Genomic DNA, 16,245 nt, shown 5'->3' on the forward strand with positions numbered 1-16,245 from the left:
ACTCCGTTCCAGACTGCGCCGCTCCAAGCCGGCGCCTTCAATGCCGCCCGCCTTCGAGATAGGCCGCGCGCACCTGCGGATTGGCCAGGAGCTCCTTGCCGGAACCGCTCATGGTGATGACGCCGTTGACCATGACATAGCCGCGATGGGCGAGCTTCAGCGCATGGAAGGCGTTCTGCTCGACCAGGAAGACGGTGAGCCCCTGGCTGCGGTTGAGCTCGGCGATCGCCTCGAAGATCTGCTTGACGATCAGCGGCGCGAGGCCGAGCGAGGGCTCGTCGAGCAGCAGCAGCTTCGGCCGCGCCATCAGGGCGCGCGCGATCGCCACCATCTGCTGCTCGCCGCCGGACAGAGTGCCGCCGCGCTGCTGCAGCCGCTCCTTCACCCGCGGGAAGAGCGTGCACATCTTCTCGAGGTCTTCCTCGAAATGCTGGAGCCCCGCGACGGACGCGCCCATCTGCAGATTCTCCAGCACGGTCATGCGCGGGAAGATCCGCCGCCCTTCCGGCGACTGGGCGATGCCGAGGCGGGCGATCTCGTGGCTCGGCATCCTGGTGATGTCGCGCCCGTCATAGGTCACCGTGCCCTCGCGGGCCTGCGGATTGCCGAAGATCGTCATCATCAGCGTCGACTTGCCGGCGCCGTTGGCGCCGATCATCGTGACGATCTCGCCCTGGTTGACGTCGATGTCGACGCCCTTCAGCGCGATGATCTTGCCGTAGAAGGTCTTGACGCCGCGAACGCGCAGCAACGGCTGTGCCTCGCTCATAGGCCGACCTCCGCTTCCACGGCCGCGACCTCTTCGTCGTCGACCCCGAGATAGGCGGCGATCACCTTCGGGTCCGCCTGGATTTCCTGCGGCGTGCCGTCGGCGATCTTGGTGCCGTAGTCGAGCACCACGACATGGTCCGAGATTTCCATCACCACCGACATGTCGTGTTCGATCAGGAGCAGCGCCGTGCCGAGATCCGCGCGGATCGACAGCAGGAGGTTGTTGAGCTCGAGGCTCTCGCGCGGGTTGAGGCCGGCGGCCGGCTCGTCGAGGCAGAGCAGCACCGGGTCGGTGCACATGGCGCGGGCGATCTCCAGCCGGCGCTGGTCGCCATAGGGCAGATCGCCAGCGGGATCGTCGGCGCGGTGGATCAGGTTGATCTTCTCGAGCCAGAACTTGGCCTTCTCGACCGCCTGCTTCTCGCGCGCCTTGTAGCCGCCGATGCCGAGCACCCCGAGGAAGGTGAAGCCCGAGGCGATCATCAGCGGGTTGTGCTGCGCGACCAAAAGGTTCTCCAGCACCGTCATGCCGCTGAACAGGCGGATGTTCTGGAAGGTGCGGGCGATCTTCGCTTCCCAGGCGATGCGGAAATCCGGCATCCGCTCGAGCAGGTGGACGGAGGCCCGGTTGATCGAGGAGACGCCGCGCTGGGTCGTGTCGGCGATCAGCTGGTCGGTGTCGGGCAGCGGATGGATCAGCGCCATCCGCCCCTCGGTCGGCTTGTAGAAGCCGGTGATGCAGTTGAACACCGTGGTCTTGCCGGCCCCGTTGGGGCCGATCAGCGCGGTGATCTCGCCGGTGCGCGCCTCGAAGGAGAGGTCGTTGACGGCGGTCAGGCCGCCGAAGCGCATCGTCAGGTGCTCGACCTTGAGCAGGGTGATCGCCTCGCTCATCAGCCGTGCCCTTCCTGGACCATGTCGGCCGAGATCGCCTTCTTCTCCTTGAGGAAGGCGGTCGGTTCGCGCGTCGAGATCAGCCCGCGCGGCTTCCAGATCATGATCACCACCATGGCGAGACCGAAGATCAGCATGCGGTACTTGGTCGGGTCGAAATCATTGCCGAAGATCTGCTTCAGGAAGTCGAGCTCGCGCAGAAGCTCGGTACCGCCGATCATCGCGGTCGCCGCGATGGCGCAGCCCCAGAGCGAGCCCATGCCGCCGAGCACGACGATGGCGAGGATGATCGCCGATTCCATGAACACGAAGGATTCGGGGCTGATGAAGCCCTGCCGCGCCGCGAAGAAGGAGCCGGCGAAGCCCCCGAACATCGCGCCGAGCGAGAACGCCGTCAGCTTGGTGTTGGTGGTGTTGATGCCGAGCGAGCGGCAGGCGATCTCGTCCTCGCGCAGCGCCTCCCAGGCCCGCCCGACCGGCAGGCGCCGGAGCCTCAGGCTCACGAAGGCGGTGAGCAGTGCCAGACAGAGGATGACGTAATAGAGGAAGATCGTCCGGTAGAGCGGCGTGAATTCCAGCCCGAATACCGCGGCAAAGCCGTTATCGGCAGCGGTGAACGGGATGCCGAAGAAGGTCGGCCGTGGAATGCCGGAGATACCGGCATAGCCGTTCGAGAAATCCGTCCAGTTGACCAGGACGAGGCGGATGATCTCGCCGAAGGCCAGCGTCACGATGGCGAGATAGTCGCCGCGCAGCCGCAGGACCGGGAAGCCGAGCAGCATCCCCCAGAAGGCGGCGAGGATCCCCGAGAGCGGCAGCAGGATCCAGAAGGACAGGCCGAAATTCTTGGCCAGCAGCGCGTAGGAATAGGCACCGACCGCGTAGAAGGCGACATAGCCGAGATCGAGCAGGCCGGCGAGGCCGACGACGATGTTCAGCCCCCAGCCGAGCATCACGTAGATCAGGATCTGGACGCCGAAATTGTCGATCCATTTCAGCGCCCCGCCCCAGCCGGCGAGCGTGATCGCGATGATCGGGAAGACCAGCAGGAAGCCGAGACCGAACAGCGAGAACAGCCCGGAATGACGCTGGAAGAAGCCGATCGTGCCATGCGGCAGGAGGCGGACTGCCGGCTTGTTCGGATCGCGCGTCTGCTGGCGCAGCGCCATCAGGAAGCGCCCGACGAAGACGATCGCCACCGCCCAGGCGACCGTGTCCCAGCGCGGATCGAGGACGAGCTGGTTCTCGATGTTCTGGCGCGTGCCCCAGGAGATTATCGGGATGCAGAGGCCCAGCGTGATCAGGCCGGCGAAGGCTGCCTCCTTCAGGGCCGCCATCATGTCGGCCTGGCGCTTGGCCGGCGTCGTTGCGTCCATGGCCATGGCGTCAGACCTTCTCGACTTCGGGCCGGCCGAGGATGCCGGAAGGCATGAACACCAGGACGACCGCCAGGATGCAGAAGGCCGCGACGTCTTTGTAGTCGATGGTGAAATAGGCCGACCACATCACTTCGATCAGGCCGATCAACAGCCCGCCGAGCACTGCGCCGGGCAGCGAGCCGATGCCGCCGAGCACCGCCGCTGTGAAGGCCTTCACGCCCGGCACGAAGCCGTCATGGAAGGAGACCACGCCGTAGAGCACGAGGTACATCACGCCGGCGACGGCGGCGAGCGCGGCGCCCATCACGAAGGTGATCGAGATCGTGCGGTCGACGTCGATACCGAGCAAGGACGCCATCTTGCGGTCCTGCTCGCAGGCCCGCTGGGCCCGGCCGAGCGAGGTCTTCTGCACGATGAACCAGAAGGCGGCGAGCAGCACGATCGTCGAGACGATGATGATGATCTGCTTGTAGGAGATCGAGACCGGATAGGTCGCGCTATCGATCAGCAGGATCGACTTGTTCAGCATGGGCGGCGTCGGCTTGTTGCGCGGCCCCTGCACGACCTGGACGAAGTTCATCAGGAAGATCGACATGCCGATCGCCGAGATCAGCGGCGCGAGGCGGAAGGAGCCGCGCAGAGGCCGGTAGGCCACCCGCTCGATCGTCCAGTTCCACAGCGAGGTGAAGAACATCGCGAGGATCAGCACGAAGAACAGCGACAGGATGATCAGGCCGGCCCCGAGCCAGGCCGAGATCAGCATGAAGAAGATCAGCGCGATGAAGGCCGAGAGCATGAAGACGTCGCCATGGGCGAAGTTCACCATGCCGATGATGCCGAAGACCATCGTGTAGCCGATGGCGATGAGGCCGTAGATCGACCCCAGGGTCAGCCCATTGATGAGCTGCTGGACGAAGACTTCCATTGACGACGCCTGTCCCCTCGAATCAGCCCGTTCTTAGGAGTCGACATGACGTCGACGCATGCGGGATACGATCACGACGCAGAGCTACCAACCGTCTGCGCCGCCGACAATCCACCCGGGCCACATTTCTGTCAAAAGCAATCTGCGCCCCTTTGCATATGCAATTACCGGACGAATTTGCGGCCCCTCCAGCCTCTCTCGCAAGATAATTGCGCGCCGTGAGAGGCAAAATACGACCATGGTTGGGGCATACGAAACGCAGGGAAACGCATAGCGCGCGAAAAGCCCCCGAAATCGATGGCTGCCAGACGGTTTTCGCACTCGCGCCCCGGGTCAGCTCCTGCCACCATCGGCCATCGCGATTCCTGCCTTCGAAGGTAAGCCATGGCCCTCGCCTCGCCCCCCATCGCCGACGCCGCGCAGGCGCAGGCGCTCACGCTCCTGGAGCATGTCGCCCTGATCGACGGGCATAACGACATGCCCTACGTCCTGCGGCTTGACGCCGCGGCCAAGGGCGACGTCGCCGCCTACGATCTCGGGCGGGTCCATGCCGAAACCGACACCGACATTCCCCGGATGCGCGCCGGTCGACTCGCCGGCCAGTTCTTCGCGGCCTATGTCCCGCCGAACCAGAAGAACCCGGCCGGCTTCGCGCTGGCGCAGATCGCGCTGATGCGCGAGGTCACCGCCCGCCATGCCGACGTCTTCCGTCCGGGCCTCGCAGCCGACGACGTCGCCGCCGCGAAGGCCGAGGGCAAGATCGCCCTGTTCATGACGATCGAGAACGGCTCGGCCGTCGACGGCGAGCTCGACGCGCTCGACGCCTATTACGGCCTCGGCGTGCGCCTGATGACGCTCTGCCACAACGGCACCCATGACTGGTGCGATTCGGCGACCGACGCGCCGCGCCACAACGGCCTCTCCAGCTTCGGCAAGGCGGTGATCGGCCGGATGAACCGGCTCGGCATGGTCGTCGACCTCGCCCATGTCGCGCCCAAGGCGATGCATGACGTGCTCGACGTCACCACCGCGCCGGTGGTCTGGTCGCACTCCAACGCCTTCTCGCTCTGCGACCACCCGCGCAACGTGCCCGACGACGTGCTCGATCGCGTCGCCGGCAATGGCGGCGTGGTGATGGCAACCTTCGTGCCCGACTTCATCAGCCAGGCCTCGCGCGACTGGCACCGGCCGGCCAAGGACCAGTACGGCAAGACGCCGGACGGGCTCGACTACAAGGCGGCCGAGGCCGAGATCGTCAGGAAGTCCGGTCCGCGGCCCAAGGCGACGCTCGCCGAGTATTGCGACCATCTCGACTATCTCGCGCAGCGCATCGGCCATGACCATGTCGGCATCGGCTCGGACTTCTTCGGCGGCGCCGTGCCCGAAGGGCTCGAGGACGTCTCGACCTTCCCGAACGTGATCGCCGAACTGCTGCGCCGCGGCTGGTCGGAAGCGAACCTCGCCAAGCTCGCCTCCGGCAACATGCTGCGGGTGATGCGGGCGGTGGAGCAGGCCGCCGGCTGAGTCGCCTGGTATCGACCGCGCGCAGAAAACAGGGGAAACGCCGGCATTTTCCGGCGCCCCGATGCCCCCTGGCCGGTTGACGCCGCGCAGGCGGCAGGCGCAAAGCTGCGCCCGCTTCAGGAAACTCCGCGCATGACCGGCTCCGGTACCGACCGCACCCGCCCCCCCGTCACGGGGCAGGCTCCCATCGTCATCCTGGTTGAGCCCCAGCTCGCCGAGAACATCGGCATGTGCGCCCGCGCCATGGCGAATTTCGGCCTCTCCGAGATGCGCCTTGTCGCGCCGCGCGACGGCTGGCCGACCGGCGGCGGGCTGAAGAAGGGCGCGACCTCGGCCGCCTCGGGCGCGACCCATATCCTCGACAATGCCAGGCTCTATCCGGACACCGCCTCGGCCATCGCCGATCTCAACCATGTGCTGGCGACGACGGCGCGCGAGCGCGGCCAGATGAAGCGGGTCTTCACCCCGGCCGAGGCGATGCCCGGCCTTGGCGAGCGGATCGGCGGCGGCGAGCGCGTCGGCATCCTGTTCGGGCGCGAGCGCATCGGCCTGACCAATGAGGAGATCAGCTTCGCCGACGCGATCCTGACCTTCCCGGTCAACCCGGCCTTCGCCTCGCTCAACCTCGCCCAGGCGGTGCTGCTTTGCGGCTATGAGTGGCTCAAGACATCGGGCGGCGAGCCGGTCTTCCGCGAGAACAACCCCTCCCCGCCGGCGACGCGCGCGACCGTGCTCTCGATGTTCGACTATGTCGAAGCCGAGCTCGACCAATGCGGCTTCTTCCCGCCGGGCAAGAAGGCGATCATGAGCGCCAATCTGCGCGACATCCTGCACCGCCTGGCAATGACCGAGCAGGAGGCCCGCACGCTGCGCGGCGTCTTCAAGTCTCTCACCGAGGGCCCGCGCCGGCGACGGCCGGAAGAGCCGGCGGCGTAAAGGCTCCGGGCAATGGCGGCCCGTCCGGACAAGGCATAAGGCTGCGGCTGGCCATTGCCATGGAGGCCCAGCCGGGCTGGAGAGCTGAAGCCGAGCCCTTCTCGCCAGTGCGGCAGACTATGTCGGAGGTACTGCGGGCGTCAGACCATGGCGGCGCATGATCTCCGCCAGCCTAGCTCGGTCCGGTGGGCCACCCGCCGCGGCGTCGACCACCCCGAAAACTTCGCGGAAATACGCAGGGCCGATGGCGGCCGGCGTGATGACGCAGAGCATTTTCGCGTCCTCGCCACCATAGTTGTCGAAGCGATGAACGGCGCCTCGCGGAATGCACAGCGCCTGCCCCGGCCCGACATCGATCTGCTTTCCGTCGACCATCCAGGTCAACACCCCGTCGATGCCGTAGATGGTCTCCTCATAATGGTCGTGGCTGTGCGCCGGCGCTGGCAGTCGCTGCGCAGCCGGGACCATGAGCTCGAAGGCCGCGATGCTGCCTTTCGAGTCGTCCCCGGTTAGCAGGAAGCGAACGGTGAGCCCCTTGGTGGCGATGATTTCGTCGGAAGGATTGACGCGAGTGTCGATGGCACGCTGTGGCATTGTGCAAGCTCCATCCGTAAACTAGATTTACCCCTGGATTGGTAAACTTCATTTACCAAAAGTCAACATCCTGTCGCCGAAGGCCTGCCTATGAAGACCGAGGACATGTTGATCGGCGCCCTGCTGCGCGTTCCGGCCCAGGCGATCCAGCGCCGGCTGATCAAGGAACTCAATGCCGGCGGCTTTCATGAACTGCGACTGCCGCATATGGCAGTGCTGCAGTTTCCCGGCCCCGACGGAGTTCGCCCAGGCACGCTCGCCGAGCGCGCAGGCATGAGCAAGCAAGCGATGAACCAGTTGCTCCGGAGCCTTGAGGCCTTCGGCTACATCGCCCGGTCCGATATGCCCGGCGAGAGCGGTGCTCGCGTGATCCGCTTGACCGAACGCGGACAGGCCGCGTTCTCGAAAATGATCGAAGTCCTACGCGACATCGAGCGCGAATGGAGCGCCGAACTCGGCTCCGATCGTTTCGGGCAGCTCAAGACCCTGCTGCTTCACGTCTGGGACAGCTCGCTGGCCCGCTAGCCGCCTCATTTCGGCGAGGCTGGACGCCGGGCTTGCGCGATGCGTGAAAGCGCAATCAAAATCGCTCCCGGAGTTCGCCCGCACCGTCCCTGTCGCAGGCGGCCGGCCACCATCCGCTGCGGCGGGCTGCCGGCCCGGCCCTTTCACGCAAACCATCCCCCAGGAGAACCGCATGACGCTTCGGCTTCACACCATCATCGCCAGCACCCGCCCCGGCCGCGTCGGCCCGGCGGTCGCGAACTGGTTTCACGGGGTCGCGCAGGCTGATCCCGGCTTCGATGCCCATCTCGTCGACCTCGCAGACTTCGCGCTGCCCGTCTATGACGAGCCGAAGCACCCTGTCATGCGCGACTACATCCACGAGCACACCAGGCGCTGGAGCACCAGCGTCGAGGCTGCGGACGCCTATGTCTTCGTCACGCCGGAATACAATTTCGGCCCGACGCCAGCCCTCGTTAATGCGCTGAACTATGTCTATGGCGAGTGGACCTACAAGCCCTGCGCCTTCGTCAGCTATGGCGGCGTTTCCGGCGGACTGCGCGCCGTCCAGCTGACCAAGCAGATCGTCACCACCCTGAAGATGATGCCGATCATGGAAGCCGTCACCGTTCCGATGGTCGGCCAGTCGATCAAGGACGGGGTCTTCGCCGCCAACGACCTGCACCGCAAGAGTGCCGACGCCCTGCTCGGCGAGCTCGCGAAATGGGCCGGAGCGCTGAAGCCGCTGCGCGGCTAGGACAGGTCCGCAAACGCAAAGAGGCCGGCGTCCAGGACGCCGGCCTCCTTCTGTTCAAGAAGCGCCTTCGCTCAAAACTGGTACTTCAGCGTCGCCTTCACGGTTCGGCCCGGCTCGGCGTAGTAGTCGCGCGCCTGCACCAGCGCACCCGTCGGGATCGAAACCGCGTCGAAATACCGGCGGTCGAAGATGTTGTAGACGCCGACCTGCAGCTCGATGTCGTAGAGCGTGGTCGGGCGCCACCAGGCGCTGGCGTTGAACACCGCATAGCCCGGAGCCTTGAAGCCGGCGTTGGCGCCGCGCTCGACGTCGTCGCGCGGGCCGGCGAGCTTGGTCGAGACCTCGGCACCCCAGACGTCGGTGCCGTAGGCGACGGCAACGATGCCCTGCACCGGCGGGATCGAATTCAGGAAGGTGTCGGCGTCCTTGTTGACCCCGCGGATATAGGAGAACGAGCCGCGCACCAGCCAGTTCGGTGCGAAGGCGTACTGCCCGTTCGCCTCGAAGCCCTGGATCTCGGCGCGAGCGATGTTCCGGTAGGAAGTGACGCCGAACGGATAGAGCGCGCTGGCACCGGCCGGAACGGTCTGCACGACGTCGATGAAGTTGCGATAGTTGGTGTGGAAATAGGTCAGCGAGCCGCCGAAGGCCTTGTCGCCGAACTTGAGGCCGACATCGATGCCGTTGCTGGTCTCGGGCCGCAGATCCGGGTTGCCGGTCCGCAGATAGGTTCCGACCGCACCGAAGCGGGCATAGAGCTCGCCGACGGTCGGAGCGCGGAAGCCCTTCGACCACTGCGCGAAGACGGTCACGTCCTTGAACCAGGGCGTATTCTTCAGAATGTCGTACTCGACACGGACGCGCGGCGACCAGGCGGAATCGGTCGAGTCGTTCGGCAGTGTCGTCGGCCGCGAACCGCCGCTGAAGTACGAGGCGGTGTACTGCGGCTTCTCCTCATACCAGTCGAAGCGCACGCCCGGCGTCACCCGCAAGCGGTTGTCGAGCATGCCGATCTCGTCATGCAGGTAGAAGCCGGCCATGCGCCCGTCGACCTTGGGCGTGTCGGCCTGGTTGGTATGCAGGTTGCCGCAGGCGGCGTAGAGCCCGGTATAGGGCAGCCGGCAACTGTCCAGCCCCTTGGAGTACTGATCCATGGTCGTCATGCGCAGCTCGGTTCCGAGCGTGACCCCATGGGTCAGCGCGCCGGTCTGGAAGCGCTTTATGACGTAGCCGTTGAAGCCGAACGCCTCCTCGTCGATCTCGTTGTCGCGGGCGAAGGGACCGACGACGCTGGTGTAGCGATAGGTCCGCGTCAGGCCGTTGCGCGTCGTGTTCTGCCAGTAGAGATTCGCCGAGGCCTCGTCGAAGAAGCCGCCAGGCTGCTTGTAGTCATAGGTCAGCGAGATGCGCTTGCGCTCGACGTCGTCGCCCGTCGTGTTGTTCCAGGGGCGGATGTTGCCGGTCAGCGAAACGCCGGTGCCGGTCAGCTGGTTGACCCGGTCCTCGCGGCGGAAGTACTCGCCCGTGATGCCGAAGCGGTGCACGTCGTCGACATAGTGGTGGATCTTGCCGAGGAAGCCGACCTGCGTGAAATCGGTCGGATTCGGCGCGGTCCGCGTCACGCCGATCGTCTTGATGTCACCGTTGTTGTTGGTCTCGTGGCCGTCGCGGAAGCTGCCCTGCAACAGGACGTAGGTGTTCTGGTAGCGGCCGGCGACCGCGCTGCTGCCGAACCAGGCCCGGTCCGTGCTGTCATAGCCGGTCTTGGCGAGGACACCGAAATTCTGGCCGGGCTTGATCAGATCCTTCGGATCGAGCGTGCGCACCGCCAGCGCACCGCCCAGCACGCCGCCGCCGAGCGTCGCGCCACCGCTATTGCCGCGCAGCAGGTCGAGCGTCGAAAGCGCGTCGAAGTCGAACGCGGTCGTGGTGCCCAGGCTCAGGCGATTGTCGGTCACGAAGGTCTGGCGGATGCCGTCCACCGTCGTCAGCACGCGCGCCCCGTCGAGGCCGCGAATGTTCACGCTGCCATTGGCCCGGTTGAAGCTGATGCCGGCTTCGACGCGGTTCGACAGATCGGTGATGCTCTGGATCTGCTGCCGGTCGAGCTCGGCGCGGGTGGTGGTCGTCGTCGTCGGCCCCTGGAGCAGCGGCGCGGCGACCGCGGCGTCGCCCTGCACGACGATCGCATCAAGCGTCACCGGCTGATCGCCGCTCGTGCCCTGCGCCGGCCGCTGCTGCGCGACGGCCGGAGCCGCCATCGCCAGCATCAAAGTCCCAAGCGCAACGCCATATCGCAGCCTGCCGGAATAATCGCCCATCGCCCTGATCCCGTACTTGCCGGCAAGCTTCACAACGAAGTCATTCGGCATTTTGTAATCGTTTTAAACTAAGGACATCGCCTTAATTTCGGCATCAGCGATTATTAAAATGATCTTTGACTGTCAAACGATTCCCAATACTGGAACGACTTAGATATTTACTCTAATTCTAATCTAGCCAATCCGCTTCATGCGCCCGCACGCTGCGGCCTCGTGCGCAGGCGCTCGCGGGGCGCCTGGGTCCGTCACCAAAGCTCCCGGCCTTACGAGGCCCGATTGACCAGCCTCTCCTGCCTCCCCATCTCGTGATCGCCTCGCCGCGCCGCGCGCCGGTTTATGGCTTTGTGGTGGGAAGGCCGGCTGGCATGATGCAGTGCAAGATGCGGAGGGACGCTCAGGCCATGATCGACCGCCGGAAATTGCTGATGGGTTCGGCGGCCCTGGCCGCGGCTTCAGCGAGTTCCGGCCGGGCGCAGGCCAGCGACCACGACGTCGTGGTGATCGGCGCCGGCGCTGCCGGCATCGCTGCTGCGCGGCAGTTGCAGGCGGCGGGCCGCGCGGTGATCGTGCTCGAGGGTCGTGATCGCCTGGGCGGGCGCACCTTCACCGATTCCTCGCTCGGGCCGTCCTACGATGCCGGCGCAATGTTCATCCATTGGGCCGAACGCAACCCCTGGACCACCATCGCCCAGGAACTCGGCATTCCCACGCCGAACGAAAGCTGGGGCGGCGGCTTCCAGCTCTTCCAGAACGGCCAGCCGATGTCGCAGGGCGACCGCCAGCGCCGGCGCGGCGCCTTCGGCCAGATCGACCGGCGGCTCGAAACCGCCGACCTCAAGGCCCGCGACATGTCGATCGCCGAGCTGCTCGGCGATCTCGGGCCCGACCTTGCCCCGATCGCCTCCTCCGGCCTGCTGCTCTCGATCGGCGAGGAGGCCGCGCGGATCTCGGCGCGCGACTATCAGCGGCTCTGGGCCGGCGAGGACTATGTCGTGCCCAGCGGCTACGGCAATCTGGTGGCGCGCTACGGCGCCGGTCTCGACATCCGGCTGAACCAGACGGTCACCGCGATCCGCTGGGACGGCCCCGGCGTCGCGATCACCACGGCTTCCGGCACGCTCAACGCCCGCGCCTGCATCGTCACCGTGCCGGTCGGCGTGCTCAAGGCCGGCGCGATCCGCTTCACCCCGGCGTTGCCCGCCCGCACGCAGGGCGCGCTCGCCGGCATCGGCATGGGCGCGCTGACCAAGATCGCGCTCAAGGTCGAAGGCAACCGCTTCGGCATCGCGCCCGGCACCAGCTATTTCGAGGCCGGCGCCAATGGCCGGCTGATGAATTTCGACCTCTTCCCCGGCGATCAGGACCTCGTCGTCGGCTTCTGCGGCGGCGACTATGCCCGCGAGCTCTCGCAATCCGGCCCCGAGGCAGCCCGCGCCCATATAGTCGACCTGCTCGCGACCATGATCGGGGGCGAATTCCGCAAGGCCGCCGGCCCGGTCTCCTTCCCGGCCTGGTGGACCGACCCGTTCGCGCGCGGCTCCTATTCGGTCTGCCTGCCCGGCCATGCCGGCGCCCGCGACGTGCTGGCCGAGCCGATCGGCGGACGCCTCTGGCTCGCCGGCGAAGCGACCGCCGGCGGCGGCGCGATGACGGCCGGCGGCGCGACCCTGGCCGGCCGCATGGCGGCGGCGGCCGTCGCGCGCCTCAAGGCCTGAGCGCGGCTGGCGGCAGCTTGAGCATCTTCAAGCGAAGCGGGCACCGGTTCGCGTGAAGAAAATGCGATAAGACAAAGAGCTAGAGGTCGAGCTCCCAGTTCTGTCCGACCAGATCCTGCCCGAAGGAGCGGTGCTTCTCCTCGGCCACCAACCGAAAGCCCTCGGCGACATAGATCGCCCGTGCCGCACGCAGGATGTCGTTGGTCCAGAGCACCATCCGGCGGTAACCGGCAGCGCGCGCGAAGCCGACCGCCTCCCGCACCAGCTTCTTGCCGAGGCCAAAACCCTGGGCCCGCTTCTCGACCAGCACCAGCCTGAGCTTGGCGACCTCCTCGCTCTCCTGCACGACGAAGGCCGAGCCGGCCGGCTCCCCCTCCAGCTCGGCGATGAAGCAGCGTTCCTTGCCCGGCTTGAACTCGTGCAGGAATTTCGCGGCGATCTCGGCGACCAGCGCCTCGAAGCTGATGTCCCAGCCATATTCTTCCGCATAGAGCCTGCCATGGGCGGAGATCACCCAGCCGATATCGCCCGGCCGATGCGCGCGGATCAGCGGTACGGGCCGCACCGTCGGAACGCCCGAGAGCAAGCCCTGCGCCCGATCGAGCGCCGTGACCAGCGCGGAGCGTTCGCTCTCGCCGAGCCGGGTCAGGATCGCGGCGACCTGCTTGCGCGAGGCCTCGTTCAGCGGCGCGAAGGCGGCATGGCCGGCCGCGGTCAGCTTCAGCTCGAAGGCGCGGCCGTCGCCCTGCGCCCTGCCCCGCTCCAGCCAGCCGAATCCGGCGAAGCGCTTGAGCAGCCGCGAGAGATAGGCCGGGTCGAGACCGAGCTCGCGCGCCAGCTCGCCGGCGCGCCAGCCGTCGCGCTGCGCCAGTTCATAAAGCACCCGCGCCTCGGTCAGGCCAAAGCCCGAACCGTGCAGATCCCCGCCCAGCGCCCCGACCCAGCGGGTGTGGAAGCGGTTGAAGCGGCGAATGGCGGCGACGGCCGGAGGATCGATGGCTGGCATGGCGCTTCTCCCTGTTGCGAGAGAAGCCAATTAATGGACAGAGTCAACTAAATTATCCCCGCCCTCCTCGCGCCTCGTTCACCCTCTCTTAAGAGCCGCGGCGCCCAATCGAGGTTTGCCGGCCCCTCCTGGTACACTCCCTATGCAAGTCGACCTTCTCGCCGGAACCAGCCATCGCACCGCGGTGATGCCGGAGCGCCGGCCGACCCTGCTTCTCTTCGATTCCGGCCTCGGCGGCCTCACCGTGTTGAGCGAGGTCGTCCGCTGCCGGCCCGATGCCGACATCGTCTACGTCGCCGACGACGCCGCCTTTCCCTATGGCCGGCTGAGCGAGGCCGCCCTGGTCGAGCGCGTGCTCGCGGTAATGGAGCGGCTGGTCGCGCGCTTCCATCCCGATCTCGTCGTGATCGCCTGCAACACCGCCTCGACGCTGGTGCTGCCGGCGCTGCGCGCCCGCTTCCCGATTCCCTTCGTCGGCACGGTCCCGGCGGTGAAGCCTGCGGCCGAGCGGACCAGAAGCGGCCTCGTCTCGGTGCTGGCGACGCCGGGCACCGTGGCGCGCGACTACACCCGCGGCCTGATCGAGAGCTATGCCGGCGGCTGCGAGGTGACGCTGGTCGGCGCCACCGGGCTCGCCGGGCTCGCCGAAGCGGCACTGAAGGGCGAGGCGATCGACGATGGCGCGGTCCTCGCCGAGATCGCGCCCTGTTTCGTCGAGCGTGAGGGGCGGCGCACCGATGTGGTGACGCTCGCCTGCACCCATTATCCCCTGCTGCTGGCGCGGCTGCGGCGGCTCGCGCCCTGGTCGGTCGACTGGATCGACCCCGCTCCAGCGATCGCACGGCGCGTCGCGGCGCTGCTCGGCCCGGCCCGCGAGCGGCCCGATGCCGGCGAGGCGCGCGCCGTCTTCACCGCAGGCACACGGCTGAGCGGCCCGGCCAGGATCGCGCTCGCCGGCTTCGGTCTCGCCCAGGTTGAAATCGAGGCGATGCCGGCCTGATACGGGCGGCAAGAGGCGCACCGTTGGCTGCTGCCACGCCCGATATCGCGCCGGCGCATTGACTCCTCGCGCCAATTCCCGCATAGGCACCGGCGTCGCGCGGCTCCTCACGGGGCCGCGTGGCTTTTTCCGCACCCGTGATCCGCTCGTCTTCTCGAGCCGGATCTGTCGCCCCGGCAACGGGGAGAAGGAGGGCGCGGTCCTCAACTCGCGAACCAAGAGGACACGCGATATGTCGAAGCGCCATGAGGCGAAGTACAAGATTGACCGCCGCCTCGGTCAGAACATCTGGGGCCGTCCGAAGTCCCCGGTCAACCGCCGTGAGTACGGCCCCGGCCAGCACGGCCAGCGCCGCAAGGGCAAGCCTTCCGACTTCGGCACGCAGCTGCGCGCCAAGCAGAAGCTCAAGGGCTATTACGGCTCGATCTCCGAGAAGCAGTTCCGCCGCTACTACGCCGAGGCGATCCGCTTGAAGGGCGATTCGGGCGAGAACCTGGTCGGCCTGCTCGAGCGCCGTCTCGACGCGGTGATCTACCGCGCCAAGTTCGTGCCGACCGTCTTCGCCGCCCGCCAGTTCGTCAACCACGGCCACATCACCGTGAACGGCAAGCGCGTCAACATCGCGTCCTACCAGGTCAAGCCGGGCGACGTGATCGCGATCAAGGAGAGCTCGCGCCAGCTCGCCATCGTCATCGAGTCGGCCGCCCTCGCCGAGCGCGACGTGCCTGACTACATCGACGCCGACCACAACAAGTCGACCGCCACCTTCACCCGCACCCCGACCCTGTCGGACGTGCCCTATGCGGTGCAGATGGAACCGAACCTGGTCATCGAGTTCTACTCGCGCTGATCCGATTTCTCAGCCAGGAGCCGCAAGCCTCTGGCAGGAATCGAAAAACCAAAATCGGGGAAGGGCGGCTCTTCGGAGCCGCCCTTTTCGTTTGCGGGCATGCTGTAGCCGGCCTGTCCGGGCGCGGTCGCCTTGCGTTTCTCTCGCACACGCTTTTTCAAACTTCCGCGGCCCGGCTGTTGAGCCTTTGCTCTCGCCCGCCTAGGCTTCCGGCGTGACCGCTATTCCTCCCGCCTGGGCTCATCTTGAGCCAGCCTCCCTCAAGGCGCTCCTGGAGCCGCCCGGCAAGGTACCGCAGGCGCTTCGCCTCACGCCCTGCGACGTCCCAGCAGAAACTGCCCTTCAGGCCCCCATGGTCCGGGCCGCCCGCCTCCTGCTGGCGCTTGCCGCGGAGAAGGGCGGGCTCGTCCTGACGCCTGCCGGAGCCCTGAAGCGCGTCGATGTCAGGCATGTCTTCGACCAGACGGAATGGCCGGGATACGACAAGGCCACCACGCTCGCGATGAACAAGGTCATCAACGAGCACGATGCCTATGGCGTTCTCTTCACGAGGATCGCCTTGCAGGCCGCGGGGCTGCTGCGGAAGCGCTCAGGCGTACTGAAGGCGAGCAAGGCGGCCAAGGCCATGCTTGCTCCTGAAGCGGCCCCTACCCTGTTGGCTGCGCTGTTCGAGGCGGTGTTCTGGAAGATGAACCTGCAGGACTTCGACCGGAACCCGATCGAGTTCTGGCCGCAGCACCATATGGGCGTGATCCTCTGGAGCCTCTCGGTGACCGCGCATGACTGGTCGAGCGCCGGGACATTGATGCAAGCCTGCACGGTCATGGAGACCTTGCTCGAGGTTCCCGCCGATGACCTGCCGGAGTTCGCCATGGTGTCGCGGGTCCTGCGCCCCCTGACATGGCTGGGGCTCTTGGAAAGCCGGAAGCGGGAGGCGCAGGCCGGCCGGGGCTTCGACGAGGACTTCAGGGCGATGCCGCTGTTCCGGCAGCTGGTGGCGTTCGAGGTGGAGATGCAGGGGGCGGAAGCAGCGCGGCATTGAGAGCGGCCAGCGCCGGAGGTGGAAGGC

15 protein-coding genes are annotated in these 16,245 nt (G+C 66.7%); 8 read left to right on the forward strand and 7 right to left on the reverse strand.

Features of this window, described 5'->3' with window-relative positions; translation table 11 throughout:
* Nucleotides 1-37: 37 nt before the first annotated feature.
* The 4 genes from RKE40_RS04600 to RKE40_RS04615 are packed head-to-tail and all read right to left on the reverse strand — an operon-like array spanning nt 38 to nt 3,969.
* Complete coding sequence (locus tag RKE40_RS04600; protein WP_066467129.1) at nt 38-769, reverse strand: ABC transporter ATP-binding protein; 732 nt, start codon at nt 767-769, stop codon at nt 38-40.
* Nucleotides 766-1,665, reverse strand: a complete 900-nt coding sequence (locus RKE40_RS04605) for an ABC transporter ATP-binding protein (RefSeq protein ID WP_316017057.1) — start codon at nt 1,663-1,665, stop codon at nt 766-768. The genes RKE40_RS04600 and RKE40_RS04605 overlap by 4 nt, the downstream gene beginning before the upstream one ends.
* Nucleotides 1,665-3,047 (reverse strand): high-affinity branched-chain amino acid ABC transporter permease LivM, encoded by a 1,383-nt coding sequence (gene livM, locus RKE40_RS04610; protein ID WP_316017058.1) that lies wholly within the window; start codon nt 3,045-3,047, stop codon nt 1,665-1,667. Before livM ends, RKE40_RS04605 begins: the two co-directional genes overlap by 1 nt.
* Before the next feature lie 4 nt (nt 3,048-3,051).
* Entirely contained in the window at nt 3,052-3,969 is a 918-nt protein-coding gene (locus RKE40_RS04615; protein ID WP_316017059.1) for a branched-chain amino acid ABC transporter permease, read from the reverse strand.
* A gap of 384 nt (nt 3,970-4,353) precedes the next feature.
* On the opposite strand from RKE40_RS04615, the gene RKE40_RS04620 reads away from it, so the two are divergent.
* Nucleotides 4,354-5,493, forward strand: a complete 1,140-nt coding sequence (locus RKE40_RS04620) for a dipeptidase (protein ID WP_316017060.1) — start codon at nt 4,354-4,356, stop codon at nt 5,491-5,493.
* 132 nt (nt 5,494-5,625) lie between these two features.
* On the forward strand, nt 5,626-6,429 hold the full coding sequence (locus RKE40_RS04625) for an RNA methyltransferase (protein ID WP_316017061.1): 804 nt from the start codon (nt 5,626-5,628) through the stop codon (nt 6,427-6,429).
* A 117-nt stretch (nt 6,430-6,546) separates the two neighbouring features.
* On the opposite strand, the gene RKE40_RS04630 is transcribed toward RKE40_RS04625, so the two are convergent.
* Nucleotides 6,547-7,023, reverse strand: a complete 477-nt coding sequence (locus RKE40_RS04630) for a cupin domain-containing protein (RefSeq protein ID WP_316017062.1) — start codon at nt 7,021-7,023, stop codon at nt 6,547-6,549.
* A 90-nt stretch (nt 7,024-7,113) separates the two neighbouring features.
* Between RKE40_RS04630 and RKE40_RS04635 the strand changes: the two genes are divergently transcribed.
* Nucleotides 7,114-7,548, forward strand: coding sequence for a MarR family winged helix-turn-helix transcriptional regulator (locus RKE40_RS04635; protein ID WP_316017063.1), 435 nt, complete (start codon nt 7,114-7,116; stop codon nt 7,546-7,548).
* Between the two features lie 172 nt (nt 7,549-7,720).
* Entirely contained in the window at nt 7,721-8,284 is a 564-nt protein-coding gene (locus RKE40_RS04640; RefSeq protein WP_316017064.1) for an NADPH-dependent FMN reductase, read from the forward strand.
* Between the two features lie 71 nt (nt 8,285-8,355).
* Here the strand turns inward: RKE40_RS04640 and RKE40_RS04645 are convergent, their stop codons facing one another.
* On the reverse strand, nt 8,356-10,656 hold the full coding sequence (locus tag RKE40_RS04645) for a TonB-dependent hemoglobin/transferrin/lactoferrin family receptor (protein ID WP_316017065.1): 2,301 nt from the start codon (nt 10,654-10,656) through the stop codon (nt 8,356-8,358).
* A 350-nt stretch (nt 10,657-11,006) separates the two neighbouring features.
* Between RKE40_RS04645 and RKE40_RS04650 the strand changes: the two genes are divergently transcribed.
* A complete protein-coding gene (locus RKE40_RS04650; RefSeq protein WP_316017066.1) occupies nt 11,007-12,320 on the forward strand; it encodes a flavin monoamine oxidase family protein in 1,314 nt (437 codons plus the stop codon).
* A 79-nt stretch (nt 12,321-12,399) separates the two neighbouring features.
* Here the strand turns inward: RKE40_RS04650 and RKE40_RS04655 are convergent, their stop codons facing one another.
* On the reverse strand, nt 12,400-13,326 hold the full coding sequence (locus RKE40_RS04655; RefSeq protein WP_316017067.1) for a bifunctional helix-turn-helix transcriptional regulator/GNAT family N-acetyltransferase: 927 nt from the start codon (nt 13,324-13,326) through the stop codon (nt 12,400-12,402).
* 142 nt (nt 13,327-13,468) lie between these two features.
* Here RKE40_RS04655 and murI point away from each other — a divergent pair, with 142 nt between their 5' ends.
* The 3 genes from murI (at nt 13,469) to RKE40_RS04670 (ending at nt 16,218) form a co-directional block, all read left to right on the forward strand.
* Nucleotides 13,469-14,326, forward strand: a complete 858-nt coding sequence (gene murI, locus RKE40_RS04660; RefSeq protein ID WP_316017068.1) for a glutamate racemase — start codon at nt 13,469-13,471, stop codon at nt 14,324-14,326.
* Nucleotides 14,327-14,558: 232 nt separating this feature from the next.
* A complete protein-coding gene (rpsD, locus tag RKE40_RS04665; RefSeq protein ID WP_066467114.1) occupies nt 14,559-15,176 on the forward strand; it encodes a 30S ribosomal protein S4 in 618 nt (205 codons plus the stop codon).
* Nucleotides 15,177-15,528: 352 nt separating this feature from the next.
* Nucleotides 15,529-16,218 (forward strand): hypothetical protein, encoded by a 690-nt coding sequence (locus RKE40_RS04670; RefSeq protein WP_316017069.1) that lies wholly within the window; start codon nt 15,529-15,531, stop codon nt 16,216-16,218.
* The last annotated feature ends 27 nt before the right edge of the window (nt 16,219-16,245 follow it).

The organism is Allobosea rubneri (genome assembly GCF_032464875.1).
Lineage (GTDB): Bacteria > Pseudomonadota > Alphaproteobacteria > Rhizobiales > Beijerinckiaceae > Allobosea > Allobosea rubneri.

Excerpts from the sequence above, each read along its gene's own strand:
- RKE40_RS04600 (WP_066467129.1), bottom strand. The coding sequence starts at position 769 with ATGAGCGAGGCACAGCCGTTGCTGCGCGTTCGCGGCGTCAAGACCTTC.
- RKE40_RS04605 (WP_316017057.1), bottom strand. The coding sequence starts at position 1,665 with ATGAGCGAGGCGATCACCCTGCTCAAGGTCGAGCACCTGACGATGCGC.
- livM (WP_316017058.1), bottom strand. The coding sequence starts at position 3,047 with ATGGCCATGGACGCAACGACGCCGGCCAAGCGCCAGGCCGACATGATG.
- RKE40_RS04615 (WP_316017059.1), bottom strand. The coding sequence starts at position 3,969 with ATGGAAGTCTTCGTCCAGCAGCTCATCAATGGGCTGACCCTGGGGTCG.
- RKE40_RS04620 (WP_316017060.1), top strand. The coding sequence starts at position 4,354 with ATGGCCCTCGCCTCGCCCCCCATCGCCGACGCCGCGCAGGCGCAGGCG.
- RKE40_RS04625 (WP_316017061.1), top strand. The coding sequence starts at position 5,626 with ATGACCGGCTCCGGTACCGACCGCACCCGCCCCCCCGTCACGGGGCAG.
- RKE40_RS04630 (WP_316017062.1), bottom strand. The coding sequence starts at position 7,023 with ATGCCACAGCGTGCCATCGACACTCGCGTCAATCCTTCCGACGAAATC.
- RKE40_RS04635 (WP_316017063.1), top strand. The coding sequence starts at position 7,114 with ATGAAGACCGAGGACATGTTGATCGGCGCCCTGCTGCGCGTTCCGGCC.
- RKE40_RS04640 (WP_316017064.1), top strand. The coding sequence starts at position 7,721 with ATGACGCTTCGGCTTCACACCATCATCGCCAGCACCCGCCCCGGCCGC.
- RKE40_RS04645 (WP_316017065.1), bottom strand. The coding sequence starts at position 10,656 with ATGCCGAATGACTTCGTTGTGAAGCTTGCCGGCAAGTACGGGATCAGG.
- RKE40_RS04650 (WP_316017066.1), top strand. The coding sequence starts at position 11,007 with ATGATCGACCGCCGGAAATTGCTGATGGGTTCGGCGGCCCTGGCCGCG.
- RKE40_RS04655 (WP_316017067.1), bottom strand. The coding sequence starts at position 13,326 with ATGCCAGCCATCGATCCTCCGGCCGTCGCCGCCATTCGCCGCTTCAAC.
- murI (WP_316017068.1), top strand. The coding sequence starts at position 13,469 with ATGCAAGTCGACCTTCTCGCCGGAACCAGCCATCGCACCGCGGTGATG.
- rpsD (WP_066467114.1), top strand. The coding sequence starts at position 14,559 with ATGTCGAAGCGCCATGAGGCGAAGTACAAGATTGACCGCCGCCTCGGT.
- RKE40_RS04670 (WP_316017069.1), top strand. The coding sequence starts at position 15,529 with ATGGTCCGGGCCGCCCGCCTCCTGCTGGCGCTTGCCGCGGAGAAGGGC.